The sequence below is a fragment of the Microcystis wesenbergii NRERC-220 genome (assembly GCF_032027425.1).
GTDB classification, from domain to species: domain Bacteria; phylum Cyanobacteriota; class Cyanobacteriia; order Cyanobacteriales; family Microcystaceae; genus Microcystis; species Microcystis wesenbergii_A.
Genome location: NZ_JAVSJA010000001.1, coordinates 393113 through 410815, shown reverse-complemented (window position 1 = coordinate 410815; position 17703 = coordinate 393113). Strand labels below are relative to the sequence as shown.

At 42.0% G+C, this 17703-nt stretch carries 24 protein-coding genes; 8 read left to right on the top strand and 16 right to left on the bottom strand.

What is annotated here, in order from left to right; translation table 11 throughout:
• Positions 1-2 precede the first annotated feature (2 nt).
• The 5 genes from RAM70_RS02065 to RAM70_RS02045 form a co-directional block, all read right to left on the bottom strand.
• Positions 3-1517 (bottom strand): cryptochrome/photolyase family protein, encoded by a 1515-nt coding sequence (locus RAM70_RS02065; RefSeq protein ID WP_190380146.1) that lies wholly within the window; start codon positions 1515-1517, stop codon positions 3-5.
• Between the two features lie 2 nt (positions 1518-1519).
• Entirely contained in the window at positions 1520-1678 is a 159-nt protein-coding gene (locus RAM70_RS02060) for a hypothetical protein (protein WP_190380145.1), read from the bottom strand.
• Between the two features lie 243 nt (positions 1679-1921).
• Positions 1922-3055 carry a HetZ-related protein 2 gene (locus RAM70_RS02055; protein WP_190380144.1) on the bottom strand — a complete coding sequence of 378 codons (1134 nt, stop codon included), beginning with the start codon at positions 3053-3055 and terminating at the stop codon, positions 1922-1924.
• Between the two features lie 319 nt (positions 3056-3374).
• The gene (locus RAM70_RS02050) at positions 3375-6392 is read right to left on the bottom strand and encodes a TIM-barrel domain-containing protein (protein WP_312672092.1); all 3018 of its coding nucleotides are present in this window, start codon (positions 6390-6392) and stop codon (positions 3375-3377) included.
• 39 nt (positions 6393-6431) lie between these two features.
• Positions 6432-6692 (bottom strand): hypothetical protein, encoded by a 261-nt coding sequence (locus RAM70_RS02045; protein WP_287741742.1) that lies wholly within the window; start codon positions 6690-6692, stop codon positions 6432-6434.
• A 331-nt stretch (positions 6693-7023) separates the two neighbouring features.
• Between RAM70_RS02045 and RAM70_RS02040 the strand changes: the two genes are divergently transcribed.
• Positions 7024-7215 carry a hypothetical protein gene (locus RAM70_RS02040; RefSeq protein WP_312672090.1) on the top strand — a complete coding sequence of 64 codons (192 nt, stop codon included), beginning with the start codon at positions 7024-7026 and terminating at the stop codon, positions 7213-7215.
• 68 nt (positions 7216-7283) lie between these two features.
• Here the strand turns inward: RAM70_RS02040 and RAM70_RS02035 are convergent, their stop codons facing one another.
• The 4 genes from RAM70_RS02035 to RAM70_RS02020 form a co-directional block, all read right to left on the bottom strand.
• Positions 7284-7505, bottom strand: a complete 222-nt coding sequence (locus tag RAM70_RS02035) for a hypothetical protein (RefSeq protein WP_312672088.1) — start codon at positions 7503-7505, stop codon at positions 7284-7286.
• Between the two features lie 134 nt (positions 7506-7639).
• Complete coding sequence (locus RAM70_RS02030) at positions 7640-7936, bottom strand: type II toxin-antitoxin system HigB family toxin (protein WP_312672086.1); 297 nt, start codon at positions 7934-7936, stop codon at positions 7640-7642.
• A gap of 29 nt (positions 7937-7965) precedes the next feature.
• Entirely contained in the window at positions 7966-9075 is a 1110-nt protein-coding gene (locus tag RAM70_RS02025; RefSeq protein ID WP_002750186.1) for an iron-containing alcohol dehydrogenase family protein, read from the bottom strand.
• 19 nt (positions 9076-9094) lie between these two features.
• The gene (locus RAM70_RS02020) at positions 9095-9652 is read right to left on the bottom strand and encodes a Ycf51 family protein (protein ID WP_190380439.1); all 558 of its coding nucleotides are present in this window, start codon (positions 9650-9652) and stop codon (positions 9095-9097) included.
• Between RAM70_RS02020 and RAM70_RS02015 the strand changes: the two genes are divergently transcribed.
• The 4 genes from RAM70_RS02015 to queC all read left to right on the top strand — a co-directional run bounded on the left by RAM70_RS02015 (position 9629) and on the right by queC (position 11824).
• Positions 9629-10246, top strand: a complete 618-nt coding sequence (locus RAM70_RS02015; RefSeq protein ID WP_287998778.1) for a 7-carboxy-7-deazaguanine synthase QueE — start codon at positions 9629-9631, stop codon at positions 10244-10246. The two genes, RAM70_RS02020 and RAM70_RS02015, sit on opposite strands and share 24 nt — an antisense overlap.
• Before the next feature lie 203 nt (positions 10247-10449).
• Positions 10450-10767: a hypothetical protein gene (locus RAM70_RS02010; RefSeq protein WP_312672083.1), complete on the top strand. Its 318-nt coding sequence runs from the start codon at positions 10450-10452 to the stop codon at positions 10765-10767.
• Positions 10764-11126, top strand: coding sequence for an aspartyl protease (locus RAM70_RS02005; protein ID WP_190380437.1), 363 nt, complete (start codon positions 10764-10766; stop codon positions 11124-11126). The genes RAM70_RS02010 and RAM70_RS02005 overlap by 4 nt, the downstream gene beginning before the upstream one ends.
• Positions 11126-11824 (top strand): 7-cyano-7-deazaguanine synthase QueC, encoded by a 699-nt coding sequence (queC, locus tag RAM70_RS02000; protein WP_312672081.1) that lies wholly within the window; start codon positions 11126-11128, stop codon positions 11822-11824. The genes RAM70_RS02005 and queC overlap by 1 nt, the downstream gene beginning before the upstream one ends.
• Positions 11825-11841: 17 nt before the next feature.
• Here the strand turns inward: queC and RAM70_RS01995 are convergent, their stop codons facing one another.
• Together RAM70_RS01995 and RAM70_RS01990 are read right to left on the bottom strand one after the other, a co-directional pair.
• A complete protein-coding gene (locus tag RAM70_RS01995) occupies positions 11842-12414 on the bottom strand; it encodes a manganese efflux pump MntP (RefSeq protein ID WP_045359923.1) in 573 nt (190 codons plus the stop codon).
• A gap of 172 nt (positions 12415-12586) precedes the next feature.
• A complete protein-coding gene (locus tag RAM70_RS01990; protein ID WP_312672077.1) occupies positions 12587-12715 on the bottom strand; it encodes a cupin in 129 nt (42 codons plus the stop codon).
• Between the two features lie 241 nt (positions 12716-12956).
• On the opposite strand from RAM70_RS01990, the gene RAM70_RS01985 reads away from it, so the two are divergent.
• Both RAM70_RS01985 and RAM70_RS01980 read left to right on the top strand, forming a co-directional pair.
• Complete coding sequence (locus RAM70_RS01985) at positions 12957-13910, top strand: branched-chain amino acid ABC transporter permease (RefSeq protein WP_045359924.1); 954 nt, start codon at positions 12957-12959, stop codon at positions 13908-13910.
• Between the two features lie 91 nt (positions 13911-14001).
• Entirely contained in the window at positions 14002-14913 is a 912-nt protein-coding gene (locus tag RAM70_RS01980) for a hypothetical protein (protein WP_159296896.1), read from the top strand.
• A 413-nt stretch (positions 14914-15326) separates the two neighbouring features.
• Here the strand turns inward: RAM70_RS01980 and RAM70_RS01975 are convergent, their stop codons facing one another.
• From RAM70_RS01975 to RAM70_RS01955, 5 genes are all read right to left on the bottom strand, one after another.
• Positions 15327-15929 carry a hypothetical protein gene (locus tag RAM70_RS01975; protein ID WP_288115951.1) on the bottom strand — a complete coding sequence of 201 codons (603 nt, stop codon included), beginning with the start codon at positions 15927-15929 and terminating at the stop codon, positions 15327-15329.
• 339 nt (positions 15930-16268) lie between these two features.
• Positions 16269-16529 (bottom strand): DUF4926 domain-containing protein, encoded by a 261-nt coding sequence (locus RAM70_RS01970; RefSeq protein WP_190720514.1) that lies wholly within the window; start codon positions 16527-16529, stop codon positions 16269-16271.
• Between the two features lie 6 nt (positions 16530-16535).
• Complete coding sequence (locus tag RAM70_RS01965) at positions 16536-16865, bottom strand: DUF6883 domain-containing protein (protein WP_147069585.1); 330 nt, start codon at positions 16863-16865, stop codon at positions 16536-16538.
• 29 nt (positions 16866-16894) lie between these two features.
• On the bottom strand, positions 16895-17179 hold the full coding sequence (locus RAM70_RS01960; RefSeq protein ID WP_312672073.1) for a helix-turn-helix domain-containing protein: 285 nt from the start codon (positions 17177-17179) through the stop codon (positions 16895-16897).
• Entirely contained in the window at positions 17176-17352 is a 177-nt protein-coding gene (locus RAM70_RS01955; protein WP_157221775.1) for a hypothetical protein, read from the bottom strand. Before RAM70_RS01955 ends, RAM70_RS01960 begins: the two co-directional genes overlap by 4 nt.
• Here RAM70_RS01955 and RAM70_RS01950 point away from each other — a divergent pair.
• Positions 17351-17686, top strand: coding sequence for a hypothetical protein (locus RAM70_RS01950; protein WP_312672070.1), 336 nt, complete (start codon positions 17351-17353; stop codon positions 17684-17686). The genes RAM70_RS01955 and RAM70_RS01950 overlap by 2 nt on opposite strands.
• Positions 17687-17703 lie beyond the last annotated feature (17 nt).

The following is a 17703-nucleotide window of genomic DNA, read 5'->3' as shown; positions in this document are numbered from 1 at the left end:
ATTTAGATAGTCAACAGCTTGGCTCTTAATTGGTTGGACTGGCAGCGCATTTGATTAAGTTCAGCTGCCGACATTCGATCGAGATGACCTAAAATCATATTAACTCGACCTTGGCACTTTAATTTTTCTCGATGTCGTGCCAAAAAATCCCAGTAAAGAAAGTTAAAAGGACAGGCGAAATCCCCGACTCGTTCATTTTTTTTATACACACAACCCCGACAATAATCACTCATTTTATCAATATAGTTGGCAGAGGAAGCGTAGGGTTTAGAGGCGAGAATTCCCCCATCGGCAAATTGTCCCATTCCCAGTACATTAGTCTGCATTACCCAATCGTAGGCATCGATAAAAACACTATGAAACCAGTTTTCAATCTCTTGGGGAGAGCAACCAAAAATTAGGGCAAAATTGCTCAAAATCATTAATCTTTGAATATGATGGGCATAACCAGTATTTTCCACCTGTGATAATACTTGTTTGAGGCAATTCATCTCGGTTTGGTTACTATCCCAAAAGAAAGCCGGTAAGGGTTGTTGATGCTCAAACCAATTACGATTAGCGTAATCTTCTCCCAAATAATGATAAATTCCCTGCATATATTCCCGCCATCCCAACACCTGACGGATAAATCCTTCGATGCTATTCAGGGCTAAATTATCTTTTTTATAGGCAATTTCTGCCGATTGAATCACTTGCAACGGCGTTAGTAATCCTAGATTAAGATAGGGAGATAATAGGGAATGCCAGAGGGTTTCTTCTTCCGTTACCATCGCATCTTGGTAGGGTCCAAAGTTGGGCAGACAATTAGTAATAAAATGCTCCAAAACCTGTAAAGCTTGTCTGCGGTTTACTGCCCAGCGAAAAGGTTTGATTTTTCCATATTTAGGAATATCTAAAGCTTCCACATCAGCGATAACCTGAAGGGTAATTTCATCGGGTTCAAACCAAAGAGGAGCAGCAGTTTTTAAGCCATCTTTGGGCGGTTTACGGTTTTGTTTATCAAAGTTCCATTGTCCTCCTATGGGTTGATTATCCTCCATTAAAATCTGCCATTTTTTGCGACTTTCTCGATAGAAATCCTCTAGTAATAGTCTTTTACGAGATTTAGCCCAATTATTAAAATCTGTCCTTGTCCAGAGAAAGTGATTATTATCAATTAGGGTTATAGCACAGTCTAAATTGAGATTTTTAATTAATCTAAGAAAGGGCAAATCATTAGGCATCATGATCTGTAATTCTTTAATGCCTAATCGTTTAATCCAAGCAGATAAAATCGGTTCAAAATCTTCAGCAACTTCGTAGGTGACAGACCATCCTAAAGTTTTTAATTCTTCGGCAAAATGACGCATCGCCGACCAGATTAAAACTAATTTTTGCTGATGATAGGGTCTTTGTCGAATATGAGTGTGGGATTCAATTAAAATAACCGGCGTTTCCTGTGAATAGCCTTGACGATTAGCTAAGGCAGCTTGTCCTGTCCATAATTGATCCCCTAAAATCCAAATACCAATGGTCATAATTATCTCATGGCCTCTACTATTCCCCCGTATTTTTTAGCCATAATATCCGCCATTTCCCGAGCAGAAAATTTACTGGCTTTGTCCATGGTAGGTGTAAATGTTCCAGTAGAGGTTAAATAATGGGTAAATACCCCGACTTTTTTGCTAATAATCCACATATTTCTTGAAGTCAAAAATCAAAAAGGGGATGGGTTGTGGGGTGTGGGTTGTGGGGTGTGGGGTGTGGGGTGTGGGGTGTGGGTAGTTTTCTCAGTGAACTGATAACTGATAACTGATAACTGATAACTGATAACTGATAACTGATAACTGATAACTGATAACTGATAACTGATAACTGATAACTGATAACTGATAACTGATAACTGATAACTGATAACTGATAACTGATAACTGATAACTGATTAGGTTTTTGTCCTGAGACTTTGGGCGCTTAGATAAAGTTTCGTCCATTCTTTGACCACTTGCGTGCGTTTACAGTTTAATTCCCCGGCGATTTCCTCAAGGGTTTTACCCGCTTTTAAGCCATCGATAACGCTTTTACCCGTGGGAGAAAGGCCAGCATAGTAACTTTGCCATTGACTGAGAGTTAAGCCAAAATTATGCTCTTTCGGGCTGATTTGTAACCATTCACTGATTAATTCTGTCCCTTCCTTGAGGGCAAAAACCTTAATCGCATGATAGCCAACTTTTTCCCGGATACGATAAATCCGTTGAATGGGAATATTCATCGCTTTGGCGATCGCATCTTGGCTTTCGCCCCCTAGATAGAGGTTAAACCAAGTCACCGCCTCCGGACTAACATTTTCCTCTAGATACCTAGCAAAACTCTCTTGAACTTTTGCCCGGAGAATTTGCGCTTCTTGACAAGTGCGTTGATCTTCGTCGGTAGCGATCGCATTTTGATCCAGTAAACTTAAGCTATTTTCCCCCTCATCGCCACTAATTTCATCGGAGAGAATCCGGATCATTTCTTGCCGCGGCACATTAGTGATACCGCTTCTCGATTGACGACGGAGATAATTAACAAAACGATAGGCTAACAGGGGTTGATTGCGGATCGGACGCAGGGCGTATTCCTCTAGGGTGGCTAACAGCAGCTGATCACGAGTAGCTTGATCATTGGTACAACGAGCGATCCATGCTAACTGGGATTGTAGATAGCGATCGCTATTTAACATCTCTTGAATAATTTCTTGCAAGACATCGGCCACCGCTTGCTGACGATCGCGACTTAGGGAAACCCAAGTGCGAATTTGTTGCCGGAGAGTGACACAAGCGCCGAGACGATCAATCAGGTTACGATAGGCGCGGGTGGGACTAACTTTCAGATAGCGTTGCCGCAGAATTTGCCAAAGATAGACTAATCCCCGTTTAGCGATTTCTAAATCTCTCTGGTCCAAAGTTTCCCAACGTTGGCTATCTTCACCGAGTAACCAATTGATAATGGTATCCCGTTGGCGATCGGTTAAGGAATCCTCTGTTTGAGAGAGGCGATCTTGCCACTGTTGCCTTAACTCGTCGATTATTGTCGTCATCGAAAAATTGAGTCCCAAACCCCGTCTTTTGAGGACGGCTTTAGTTTGAATATTAGCGCATTTACACGATATATGCTAGAACCTGAACCATGGAGAAAGCCGATCGCCACCGATTTTACCCCACACCCGACTAGAACGAACTAATCAATTAAGTCTTTTGCCGGATAAGGATTTAGTCGATTTATGCCCCCCGATCAAACCATACCAAGTAACGAAGAACAAAAAAAAATAAGCTGTGGACATAAGGTTTCGACTGCCTGTTTTTTATTTATTTACAGGCAGTCAAAACTTTATTTTGAAGACACCACATAATGTGGGTCTAAGCATACTCCAAAGTTATCGTGACCGAAGGGAGATTATCAAATACCTTAATAAAGCTAATATTAATGGTTGGGTTATAATACCAAGCATTCAAACTAGCCCCATTGAGGGCATTATAATCTCCATTGCCTAATTTCTGGATTTCTTGATTGTTGAGAATAACTTTATTCAAAGAACCAGAGCTTCCCTGAGTTTCAGAAGGATCGTGCAAAATAGCAACAAAGAAAAACGTCTCGTACTTAGGCGTATATTTATCATGAATACGCTCTATCTTAATCTCACGATTTTTCGGTGCTATGTATTGATGGGTAATCTGAGTTTGGCGATATTCACTCTTCGCTAGTGGATCACCCCCTTGCTCTTCCGGTTTGTCCACTGCTGAAGAACGACTCACCCCATCATCTAAATACATTGTATATTCACCACTTTGACCGGGGTAAATATTCAAAGTAATAGGATTGGGTTTACCTTGCTGATTCAGTTCTCCTACATATTGTTCAAGCTCAATCATGGGAATAATTGCACCTGAACGAACATAGATAGGAACGATGAAATTAATGTGTTTCCCCTCAAGATTAAGATTCGCATCAAAATCTCGAATCGTCGTTCCTCCTTCAACTAAACTGGCTAAAGGTAGTTGGTTGTTCATAAAACAATACCAATTACTACCTTGGGGTAGATAAACATCCCATTTACCTCCATTCGTCTCCGCTTGAGGTTTGGTAACAGGAGAAATGAGAAGATCCTTTCCAACAAAAAACTGGTTGTCAAGGAAATATTCTTTATCATTATAAAGAGACTGGTCTTGAGGATCATTAAGAAACATAGGACGGCAAATCGGCATTCCATCCAAACAATTCTCGAAAAGGCAGTCATAGAAAAGCTGCATCAACCGATAGCGCAATTCAATATAATGTTTGCAAATCGGCAATACCATTGCATACAAATCTTGGGGTTGAGGAATAGGCAGATTCCTTTCTTGGAAGTATTCTAAATACATAAATGGTTCTTGAAATTCCTTGCGTCCTTTTCGGACATAATGATTTCTGAACCAAGGTAAGAAAGCACCTGCCACTGTCCAACGAATTAAAAGCTCAGGACTTGCCCATTTTCCATCATCTATAGATGAGGTTTCAAAACCACCGATATCTTGACCGCAGATAGCAAGTCCACACATTCCCAAGCAAAGAACCTGAGAAACATTCATCCGCAGAAAATCCCAATCCGAAGCATTATCTCCCGTCCATAATCCTGAAAAGCGATGAGAGCCAGTAAAACTACCTCGCCCAATGATAAAGTTGCGTTTATTATCCCGTCCAGGTAGATAATTTAGTCCATGATAAGTCGCTTTATGGAGATTGTAAGCATAAAGGTTCCAGACTTTAATTGCAGGGGTTAATTGAGGCGTGACACCAGAAATAAAATCACTGGTCACATAGAGTTGAAAAGGAAACCCTTTCATGTCCCCACGAGTCTCACGAATAGCAGGGGTTGTCATATCTTGCCAGACCATTTCTAACCCCATATCAAAGAGATATTGATATTGGGTTCCCCACCATTTTCGCACTTCGCCTCGCCCAAAATCAGGATAATGACCTGGCGTTCCTAACTCATTGCCATAGGCATCATTGCCATAATAAACTTCTCCGATATAAGGTTGACCACTGTTAAATCCTTGTATTTTATCGGGATCATTGGGACGATATTCGTTGCCTCCACCATAGCACTGATAGGAGCGACTAGCAGGATTATCGGGGTCATAACGTTTATCTAAGACGAAATAACTATTGCTTAATCCTTCCTGATAGGTCTGATAATTGATATCTTTGTTACTAATAACAGGAGTTATATTTGTACTGCATTTTAACCCCTTTTTTCGCAAATTATCAAACATTGATAAAGGGTCAGGAAACTTATTAGTATCAATGGTAAAAGTTTGGTAGTTATGTTGAATATCTACATCAATATGAAGACCATCCAAAGGAATCTGATAATCTCGATATTTTCCAACAGCCCATTCGACACTACCTCGACTATCATAACCATAACATCCCTGATGATAGCCTAAAATGTAGCGAGGTTTTAAACGGGGACGACCGACAATTGAGGTAAAATCGTCTAAGACATGACGGGGTTCACTATTTAAAAAGAAAAAGTAATCTAAGATACCAAAGCGAGTTCCAAACATATAGCGACCAGAATTCATATAACCCACATCAACCAAGATTTGACCGGGGTTATCAATAAAAATGGCATTAACACTCTTTTGATCGGGAACACCATTAAATTCAAAAAAGAAAGGATCAGAATGGTAAAGGGGTTCTCTGTCATCTAAAGGACCTCGATTATAAACCTGTCGATAGCGCATATTATCAAAGTTGAAATAATTCAACTGGGCTGTATTTTTGGTTAAACCCTGTCCTCCTTGTTCCCCAAAGCCAATATATTTGGCAGTAGCTGGTTTATTTACCGCTTGGATAATGGCATAATCTTCTGCTCCATTAGAAGTATAGTAGATTCCAGGATTAGCGGTTTGCCAAACTCTGAAATAGTCATTAGTTTCGGTAGAGAAGCCAAACACTTCAATCACAAAAGGATTAAACTTGACAACCATTTTTAAGCTAGGATGGTCATCTGTCCCTTGTGTTTTCAGTTCAACTTGTTCATTATTTTCCTGAATACTTACTTGGAAATTTTCACTAGCTTTGAGAACTGTTCTAAGTTCTTCAATGCTATCCATAACAACCGAGCGAGTATTTTCTGTAGGATATTGTTCACCAGATTCGTAACTGGGATTGAATCGCACACGAAAAGTATCTTTTTGAATAAATTGAATTAACAGACAGCAGTTTCTCCCGTCGGCTTTGGTAAATTTAAGACTGAGACGCTCGCTATCTTGGTCAAAAGAATGAGAAGTGACTTTTTCTAATTTTTCCCATTCTTTATAACGATAAAAATAGTCTTCTACTTTCAGGAATTTATAGGCATCATTAGCCGCAAAAATTTCATTTAACATGATTGACTCCAATTAAGTTACAAAGATTAAATTGAGTATTTAGCTGATGGGATGAAATTCATTCGCCATCCAAATACAATCAGTATCAGCATAATATTGATGCCAAGGATAGAAAAATCTTCCTTCTTCATCGACACTAGCAAAGGGAATATGGGTATCTCCCGGACTCATTAATACATCTTCGTAAAGGGTATTAAAGTCGTTGGCATGAAATTTTTGCATTCTCCCTGTGCCATAAATCTGCGTGTGAAATTCTAGAAATTCCCGAACTGCGTGATAAGATTTTAGCAATTTGTTCATGGCTTCCTAAAGTAGGTGGGTGGAATAAAAATCCAATCCTTTCAAGTACGAGCAATTGCGATATGAACAGAGGATGTGTTGAGCCTCGTGGTCTCCTATAGCTTGGATGTACGCCTAACTATGGATTATACGGAAACTTTCGGCATATCACCCCATTTTAGCGCAATTAACTAAATTTCTGACAATAAGCTAAAATAACAGGATTTTTCTGGAGTTATAGCGATGATTCTTCGATCTGACCGCACCTCTTGACAAAAATTTACAATTATTCGATTCGCTTAATGGTTTGTCCCCATTGCAATAAGCTGTTGACTATCTAATACTAAATCCGTTGAGTATAGGCTACATATCAGGACAGGCACTCATGGGAATAAACAATCAGTCTTTAATAACTGGATTTAGTATAAATTACTCGTTAAGATTGCAGGGGAGCGGCGATCGCCTGTTCCCGATCGCCGGCGGTTTCGTAGGCGATCAGGAGGGTAAGGATATTTTCTTGCAGGGCGCTCGCATTCTTTCCTAGGGTGTCCTCCCTGAAAACATGACAATTTCAAGGTTAACCAATATTTGGGAACGCACCACCCCTACCATTTATAATTCGGGAACATTCTCCTGTTCATAATTTTTTATTAATATTCCCAAAATTTCCATTAAAGAAGCAAGAGGATTATTTTCATTTTCTCCTATTTCATCTATCAAATTATCTAACATAATTACTAATTGTTCATATTCTGATTCGCTACGAGGAATAAAGAGTATTGGCTTTAAGTTTGTCCAAGCTTGCTGTGTTTTCTCTAAATCTATCGTCGGCATTTTTTTACTCCTTCCATTTGTTTTTGTCCTATTCAGCATGAGTTAAAACTTCTCGAATATATAGCGTTTTTCAGTCTGCTGAGGTACAAAAGTTATGGGTTTTAGGCAAAAGGCAAGAGGCTTCGGCCGTGAGCTCAGCCGAACGGCAAAAGGCAAAAGGGAAGAAAATAGATGTACCTCACTAGCTTAGGAAGCGCTATAAATTTTTTGTCGATGTAATGAATCGCTGCTATGAGTCTAATCTTATTTCCGCCTATGTTAAATACAGTCAGTTTTCCTACTTCGTCAGCATTGGGGAAAATGGTTCTTAATTCTGCTATGGACTGAAATTGTCCTGTCTTCATTTTTTGATACCATTCTTTTAATGCTGATTTTGTTTCGGGATACCTTTCGGCAAATTCATTTAATTTCTTACGACTGATAACGGGCATTTTATTAATAAATCCCGAAAATATTGCCCTTAATTAGCTTTAACTTTCTGCCCGATCGTATCGGCAGTGGTAGTGGAAACCATGGCCGCCATAACTTGTTCGGGGGAAACCGTAAAAGGTAAACGATGAATGTCCGAATTAGGCTGACAGGCAATTGCGGCCGCGTGGCGCAATTGGGCAAGGGAAACATCTCTTAATCCTAAATCCTCTAGGGATTTCGGTAAACCAATTTGTTCATAAAACTGGATTAGTTGCCCCCGGGCCGATACTGCCAATTGATTACCCAAAACTATTTCCTCTAGACGCAATTGGGCGAGAATTCCGTAGGCGACTTTTTCCCCGTGCAGGGCATGATGGCAAGCGGGAATATGGGTTAAACCATTATGAATTGCATGGGCGGCCACGGTACGACAATTAGCACCCCCTAAACCACCAATTACTCCGGCTAATAAAACGGTGGCATCTACCACCTGTTTCCAGTCCTCCCCGCCGATATTTTCCAGGGCTGCCGGGGATTTTTGGAAAAGAATGTCCCGCAAAACCCGGGCCTGTTGGACAGCGGCAATGATCAGGGTTTCTGTGGAATGACCGCTACTGACGGAGGCCTCGTACCATTTAGCGATCGCATCGCCAATACCGGCGATTAAGGTTCTTTTCGGGGCAGTTTGGATAATACCGTAATCGAGAATTAATAAATCCGGACAACGGGCTAGGGACAGATCGTAAAGAAACGCCCCCGCGTCGGAATAGACGTTAGATAGGGCTGTCCAAGCGGCACAGGTAGCGGCGGAGGTGGGAATCGTGGCGATCGGCAAATGGCACTGATGGGCGAGTAATTTGGCCGTATCGAGGGCTTTGCCGCCACCCACACCGATGATAAAATCTGCCTCATGACTCTTGACAGATGCCTTTAAATATGCTAGGGAATTTTCCGAACAATCGGGGGCATAACTGTGATAGCTAGGAGTGAGATTTTTCAGGGGAGATGACAAAAAAGCTAAATTGCGATCGCCGCCCACCACGAGGGGACGTTTACCCAAATCCGCTAACTTGCCGGTGGATTCTTCTAGGGCATTGTCACCCCGAATCACTTGTGCGGGGGCGATTAACAGGGGCAAAACAGCGACAGCATTGGACATTTTTTGACAACCTCAAGGATTATTGGCTAATTTTAGCGAAACTTTCGGGAAAAAGCTGTAGTTCAGGTGTATTATCCCCCGGGGCGGAGAAGGATTTTTTAATCTGTCCTAAGTACAAAGGAGCAGATAAACCGGGCTGAGGATGAATGAGAGTGCGAGCGCTAATGATAAATTGATTATTACCGCCAGCACCGGCGCGACCGGAGGAAAACAAGTCACTAGCGGCTTGTTTTAGGGTTGCTTCCACCTGCTCGGCAGTAACAGTATTGGGCAGGGAGATAACAGCTTGATTAGCTCCGTTATCATAGACAAGGGAGAATCTCACCGCTCCCGGAATTTCTGTACGGGTAAATAATCCTAACCCAAGACCGAAAATCCCCACCGTCAACACGGCCATAAAGCTAGTGACACCGACGAGACGAAAGCGGATTCCCCAACCGACGAGAAAAGCGATAATCGTAAGTACCAAAAAAACCAGCGTGGCAATACCAGACCATTGGATGTATTTGGCAAAGTTCAGGGGAATGTCCATATTTTCTATAATACTGATTCTATGAAAACGGTTAGCATAAACCATTGTACCTATCCTGTGGTCGAAACTTTCCATTCTGTGCAGGGCGAGGGCTTTTGGACGGGAAGCAATGCTTTTTTCCTCCGTTTGGGAGGTTGCGATGTCTATTGTCCCTGGTGCGACCAAAAAGAGTCTTGGAATGCCCACCGTTATCCCCAACAATCGGTGCGGGAATTGGTTGAGATGGCAAAAGGGGCTAACCCCGCTATGGTGGTGATTACCGGGGGTGAACCTTTGATGCACAATCTTGATCCTTTGACCAAGGAATTAAAAAATCAGGGTTTACGGGTACATTTAGAAACTTCTGGCGCTCATCCTTTTACTGGGGTTTTCGATTGGGTGACTTTTTCTCCTAAAACTTATAAAATGCCCGATCCTACTATTTATGCACAGGTGAATGAGTTAAAAATTGTCGTGGCTAATCCAGAGGATTTAGACTGGGCAGCCATCCAGGAAAGTAAGTTATCGGAAGGGGTGATCAAATATCTGCAACCCGAATGGAATACAGTGGAAAGCAAAGAGTTAGTCTTTAATTATGTTCTCCGACATCCCCAATGGCGTCTCAGTCTCCAAACCCATAAGTTTTTAGGTGTCCGCTAGTCAGTTATCAGTTATCAGTTATCAGTTATCAGTTATCAGTTATCAGTTATCAGGAGTCAGGAGTCAGTAGTCAGGAGTCAGTAGTCAGTAGTCAGGAGTCAGTAGTCAGTAGTCAGGAGATTACTTTTTATTTATTCTCCCCACTCCCCAATTCATAATTCATAATTCCCAAACCCTAATTTACTAACAAGAGGTTAAATACTATGTCTAACAACAATTCTGAACGAGTAGTGCGTCGTGGTCGAGTTTTTCCAGAGATTCAATCTACAGAGGAAGAAAAGGCCAAACATCGCGCCCGACAATTAGAATTTTATCATCGTTGTTGGCCGATTTTTCAGAGTTTACAGACCCGGTTAATGAAACATTATTATGGTTGGTACATTGCGATCGAACCCGATAGCGGCGATTATTTTATCGATCCCGATCAAGAAGTGGCCAGTAAAAAAGCAAGGGCAAAATATCCCGACAAAATTCATCACATCTTTGGCATTAATGAAACTGGAGTTAGTGGCAGAATATGATTGAAGGGAGATTTGGAACCAAAGGACAAATTTATTTTGATATCGATTTAGTTGGCGATGATGGATTGATTCTACCCACAGAAGTCATGCTGGATACGGGTTTTACCGAGTTTTTAGCCATAAATAGTCAAGATGCTGACAGTCTTGATTGGCGTTTTTTGCGACAAAATAAATTGATAACCGCTCAAGGAGAAGCATTTTTTGATATATATTTAGGCAGAGTAATAATTGATGGTCAAGAATACGAAATTCCCGTCTTTGCAGGGGAGGCAATTCAGGAGATTTTGTTAGGTTCGCGGTGGCTAAAACAATTTATCTTAGTAGCTAATTATCAACAAGCACAGGTGACATTAGGGTAATGACAAAAAAGGCGATTATTTTACTTTCCGGGGGATTAGATTCAGCGACAACAGCAGCGATCGCTCTAGCGGCTGGTTATCAATTAATCGCCCTTTCCTTTCGTTATGGACAAAGACACGACCGGGAATTAGCGGCGGCGAAAAAAATTGCTAATTTCCTCGAAATTAAAGAACATCATCTGATCGAAGTCAATCTATCTTTGTGGGGAGGTTCCGCTTTAACCGATCAATCTATTGCTATTCCCCAAGAGGGAATTAACCCGAATATTATCCCGATTACCTATGTGCCGGGGAGAAATACAGTTTTTATTTCGATCGCTCTTTCTTTAGCAGAAGCAAGGGAAGCGGAGGCGATATATTTAGGAATTAATGCGGTGGATTATTCCGGTTATCCCGATTGTCGTCCCCAGTATTTAGAGGCCTTTCAAACTTTAGCTAATTTATCATCGAAAGCGGGTTTAGAAGGGAAAGCACCCCAATTAATTGCCCCTTTGGTGATGGATAGTAAGGTAGATATCGTCCGTCGTGCCGTTAGTTTAGGGGTTCCCATTGCTGATACTTGGTCTTGTTATCAAGGAGAAGTTGAACCCTGCGGTTTATGCGATTCCTGTCGCATCAGAGATCAGGCTTTAATTGAGGCCGGTTATCCCGAATTAGCTACTTCCTTCTTAAAACAGTCAGGAAAAGGAGTCCGATAGTGAAAAATGGGGATAATCTAGGCGATTAAATGTTCAATGAGGATTTTACCGCCGATTAATATTAAAACTAAACCGCCGAGAATTTCCACCTTTTGACTAAATAAATTACCGAATTTATGCCCGATAAAAACAGCTATAAAACATAAAGCAAAGGTAATAAAACCAATGACAGTGCAAGCTAAAAGTAAGGGAGTTTTAATCATCGATAAACCCAAACCAACTACTAAAGCATCAATGCTAGTAGCGATCGCTAATCCGATTAAAGTATAGCAATCTAGAGGATTAAATTTTTTTTCCTCGTCATCATTTTGAACAGCTTCGTAGATCATTTTACTGCCGATCGCCCCTAAAATAATAAAAGCGATCCAGTGGTCAAAAGAGGCAAGAAAATCGCGACAGGTTAGACCGATACCCCAACCAATCATCGGCATAATCGCTTGAAATCCCCCAAAAAACAAAGCAATTTTCAAAGCCTTATTAACATGAATATGGCGAATCATCAGGCCACTGGTCAGAGAAACGGCCACGGCATCGGCGGCTAATCCCACAGCAACAAAGGAAGTGGTTAAAAGTTCGAGTGAAGTAAACATCTATAGTTGTTTATCCTTTAATTTCCCCTTATCTTAACTAATTTTTACCCAAAAAACTTTCATATTTATCTCATGATCCTCTCATTTATCTATCATTTCTCTAACCTAAAAATTAACTGCTCGATTAGTGAGAGGATCGAATTGAAAACGTTTAAAACCATATTACTGGTTTCTAACCGATCGCTTGCACCTGATGGATTGCTTTTGGGGTAAAATTGATAATATCCTCAGCTTCTAGGACTTTTTCAGCCGCTACTGCGATTTTATGGGGAAATTCAGCCTTATGAGTCCGAGGAACCAATCCTGCTGTTTCATAAATTCCCCCGAATTTTTTCTAGGACAAAGTTGAGGAAGATACCTTTTCCCATCATCGATCATCCCGTCTGCTTTTAAGGTGGCGAACGCTACGATATAGGAAAAGTGCCAAGTAAAAAATTATGATAATTTCGAGAATTACCGGAGAATGAGGTGGGAGAGAACGGTGATAAAATTAGCTAATTGACTCCCCTAACTTAAGCACCCAATAACCGCTCACTGAAAATATGGCTGATTTTTTTAACACCTATGGTTTTTTAATTGTTTCAATGATCTTTGGGTCCATCTTAGGCATTTCAATTTATCTGCCCTTAATGGCCGGTCAATTATCCTTAGCAACCCCCGGTTTTTACGCTTTAGGTGGTTATGTGGCCGCCATTCTTTCCACGAAAGTTTTTACTAATACCGGTGGCAATTATCCCCTGGCTTTGGTCTTTTTAGAAATGTTAATTGCTGGCATTATTGCGGGAATATTAGCCATAGTTTTAGGTATTCCTGTTCTCCGTTTGCGAGGGATTTATTTAGCTATTGCCACGATCGCCTGGGTAGAAATTTTGAGAATTATTGCCCTTAATCTCGAGATAACTGGCGGTGCGGTTGGTATTTTCGCCATTCCCCAACCCTTCACCACTCAATTAGCCTACCTTTGGCTGGCTTTGCCCCTCTTATTGCTAACTATGCTGTTTCTCTACCGGTTAGAAAACATCAAAATTGGTCGGGCATTTAATGCCATTCGTGCCGATGAATTGGCGGCCGCGGCCATGGGAATTAATCCCACCTATCACAAAGTTTTATCCTTCACTTTCGGGGCAGTTTTAGCGGCAGTTGTGGGAGCGGTAAGCGCCCATTTTCTCAATACTTGGAATTCCCGTCAAGGAACTTTTGATGCCAGTATTATTTTCCTGGCTTTTGTTTTAATTGGTGGTTCCAGAACTTTTGTCGGGCCCGTGGTGGGCGGCATTGTTTTAACTGCTTTGCCCGAAGTTTTACGCGCCCTCGGCGGCGTGAATGGTTTACCAATTTGGTTAGGGAATTTCTTGCGCGATGGTCGTTTGATTATTTTTGGAATTTTAATTGTTTTGGGAACAATTTTTTATCCTCAAGGCTTAATTACACCTGAATTAATCAAAAAAATAATTCCTTTTAAAAGACGTTCCTCTCTTAGTCAAGTTGATTCCTAGTTATGGATCAATGTTGTCGATTGGATTCCTTTTTAATTAATGATATAATAGGATAGTTTATCCCCCTTTATATTCTCAGTCATCTCCGAGAATGACCCGCCAAATTCACGACCAATTTGCCAAGGAATATTTAGAGGAACTGTTAGCGCCTCTAGGAACCATAAAAAAGAGTAAGAAAGTGAAAAGTGAGGTTCAAGAAATAGATGTCTGGTTTGAACCGGCCAGTTCACCATCAAGGACCGAACTCCCTTTAGGTTTACTCGGAAAAATGGCGGCGACTTCCTGTTTGTTTGAACCTTTCCGTAACCCGCCCTCAGAAATAGAGATTCGCAGTTGTATATCAAAGTTATATACTGTTCATAATGACCTGTTAAGAAAGGCGAAACGGGCAAACAAAACTCTGACGGTCGCAGAATTGCCAGTTTTATGGATTCTCACCCCCACCTTTTCAGCTAGAATGATTCAAGGATTCAGGGCTGACAGCGATGAGAGGAATTGGTTAAAAGGGGTTTACTTTTTAGCTGACTTCCTCAAAGTGGCAATCGTTGCCATCCACCAGTTACCAGTGAGTGAAGACACTTTATGGTTGAGGGTTTTAGGAAAAGGAGAAACACAAAAAAGAGCCGTAGAAGAGTTAGTTCAATTGCCAGAAGATAACTCTTTTAAAGAAAATTTGTTAGAAATTCTAGCCAACTGGCGTAAGAATTTGGAATTGAGAGATAATTTAAGTAGCGAGGAACAGGAGGACATCATGAACCTATCACCAGCCTATCTAAAACAGCGAGAAGATTGGAAAATAGAAGGAAAACAGGAAGGCACTTTAGAGGGACAACTCTCGCTGATAGCTAGTCTTCTGGAAGGGCGGTTTGGAACCCTAGATTCGGAATTGTCTGGTCTAGTTGAACAGATTGCCCAACTTCCCATCTCAGAACGCACCGGGTTACTTCTTTCTTTAGTGAATTTATCCCGCTCTGAACTGTTAGAAAGATTGGGAGACAATTAAACTTTCAGTCCGCCTAAACCATGCGGTTGGGAGTCTCTAAAGACAGCATCGACTACGCTAATAACAAACTTTGGACAAATTACCTGTCCAGTTCTACTTCTTTCGGTGGCAGCGTGCTGGACATTATAAATCCCTTTGCCTTTTGACTTTTGACTTCGAGCGAAGCGAGTGGCTGGGCATGGGCGAATGAGAAGTACAATTCTCAAGAGCTATCTTTCGGGCACTTAACCGCTGGGTTAAGGTGATTTCCTCTAAAGAAATTACCAGAGGATCAATTATCTGCTATCAGAGCTTGGCATTGTTAAACTCTGCCGAAGGTAAGTTTATTCTCGGAAATCACCTAAGCACTGAGTGATTAAGGTTTCGACACTAATGAGCGAACGTACAGTTTTTACGCCATTTTATGCTGCAAGTCACATTGAACCACGCCCATTTTTTCTGTTTAGCAATAAACATCCTGCGCCTAAAAGTATGACACCCAAAACATTATTTGGCTCTGGGATAGAAGCAGGAGAGCCAGTAAATTCTACCTCACGAATCTCGATTCTATTAAATACACCAATATTAGAGCTTAATACAACCAGATCGACTCGACTAACATTAGGTACAGCTTGACTGAAATTATATGTTGCGGGGGCTACTTGACCTATGGGTGCTAAGAAAGTATTGGTAAAGCTAACAGGTATCAGATTATTAGAACTGTCAAAAAAATCTAGTCTAAATTGACTAATTCCTTCAGCAAGAACATTAATATCATTCCATAAGATGAAGCTAGTCAAATTATAGTCACCTACCAAATCTAGGGTAATTGTTCCTGATGGACTATTAGATGCAAATCCATTAAAAGGTGGAGCATCTGATGTGATACCGTCATTAATCTGATTGAGAGAGAAAGGTGCCACAGGAATTAGAGTCGTGCTAGGAATGATAGATGTTCCAGCAATTGTAGCGGCTTCTGCTACCATTGGTGCAAGCAGAATGGCGCAAGTAATGGAAAACGGTACTATTTTTTTCATGGCCTATTTAATCCTTATGAGAAAAGAGTGCGACCGCCCTCCCTCGTAGCTAGATCAAGCAGCACCCCAACCCAACACCAAAGGGAGATAGCAGAAGCATACACACTCCCCCCCCCACAACTGTAGCAAAAGCTACAATTTAATAAATCTTTATATTCTTCTCCCTCGCTTAGGGATTCACAGGGGAAAGAGTTTCAGGTATTTTCCCCTGTTTTACTGCTTCTCAAGCGACCTATCGCCTTCCGTGAGGGATTGTGGCGCGGTGTGTCAGATTCGGTAATAGGGTTCAAAATTTCGCTAACCGCTACTTGAGCCATAGCGTTTTCCCTTAAGCAGAATTTACGCCGCCTCCAGTTCATAATGCAAGACCAGAAGCTCATCGCCTGGCAGAATAGCCATCGCATATTCCCGCCCCTGACTGTCAGAAAATTCCACTAAATATTGATAGCGCGAACCTTTTTCATACACCTCAACCACTGTTCCCACCTGTCCGCTTGGCAAGCTGGGGACAGCTTCATAATCTAATTCAACTAAAGTCAATCGCTCCCGAGGGACGGAGTTGAGGATGGCAACCGTATCTAAGAGTTTGATGTCTTTCATGGTACTTCACTTGATAAAGGCAGAAATTAGGCGAGGGTTGGGATTAATTAAGCTGATTTCCCAGATAGTTCGCAGTTGTGTTCCTTCCCGTTTTGGTATCGTCCAATCCACTTTAAACTGCTGGCCGAATTCCGTGACCGCTTGTTGCACAACTTCCCCCTCCAGGGCAGCCTGTGAGATGAGCGATCGCAAAACCTCAGCGTTCTCGGCAGTTATTCCCAGACGAGAGCGAAAGACTCTGGCTTGATTTTTTCCTCTGGAATGTTCTGGATTTAAGCAATAGCCAATCAGTTTTTCCATCGAGATTTCTGCCAGTTCCCCGTTGGGTAATTTCATCTGCGGCACTCCGAACTTTCTGACTTCCCTCAGAGCAACTCGATTCGCAATTGGCGGCCCACCACAGAAGCCGCCCGTTGGATAGTATCGAGAGAAACGCCCGTCTTTTCCGGGTCGAGGAGGCGGTCAAGTTGCGCTCGACTGGTCTGCATCCGCGCCGCCATCTCCGTTTTCGTCAGAGAGAGCCGTTTCATCTCCTCAGCCAACTGCCGCAACCGCACCCGTTTGAGTGCCACCGCACTACAGTCCTCCTCAAGACCTTCTTCTTTGAGAAAAGCATCGAAATCGGAGCCAGTATGGGGGTTAGCGGTCATATTTTTCCTGTTCCTTCTTGCGCTAGTAGGGGCGAACGGCCGTTCGCCCCTACTAGATTTCCCGTTTTGGGGTTTTTGGGACTTCGCCGATGTTGCCGTGCGGCAGAATCATCTCCCCTCGGCTGATGTAAAAGATGACCCGCGTGATGCGTCTGCCCGTAGGGGCAATTCATGAATTGCCCCTACTCCGCACCTCCCATAAGTCTTGATAACCGGAAAGTGAACGGCACAGGGGCAGCCGATGGGAAAGCTAAACTCTACGTCCTTGATATCGCTGCCAATAATCCGGCAATCTTCACGGCTGAGAGTTTTCCACCAATCTTTGACTGGCTCCGACCCACCTTCGGCTCGAAAAAACTTGGCTGGCAGCCTTTTCAATCCTTACCTTCTCAGTTATATGGTACATCAATCGGATTAACGAGATCGTCAACGGTCGCCCAGAAATCACTGGGAGTACCGCCCTTCGATTGGCGAAATATTGGCAAGTTTCCCCATATTTCCGGCTGAACCTGCAAATTCGTTAC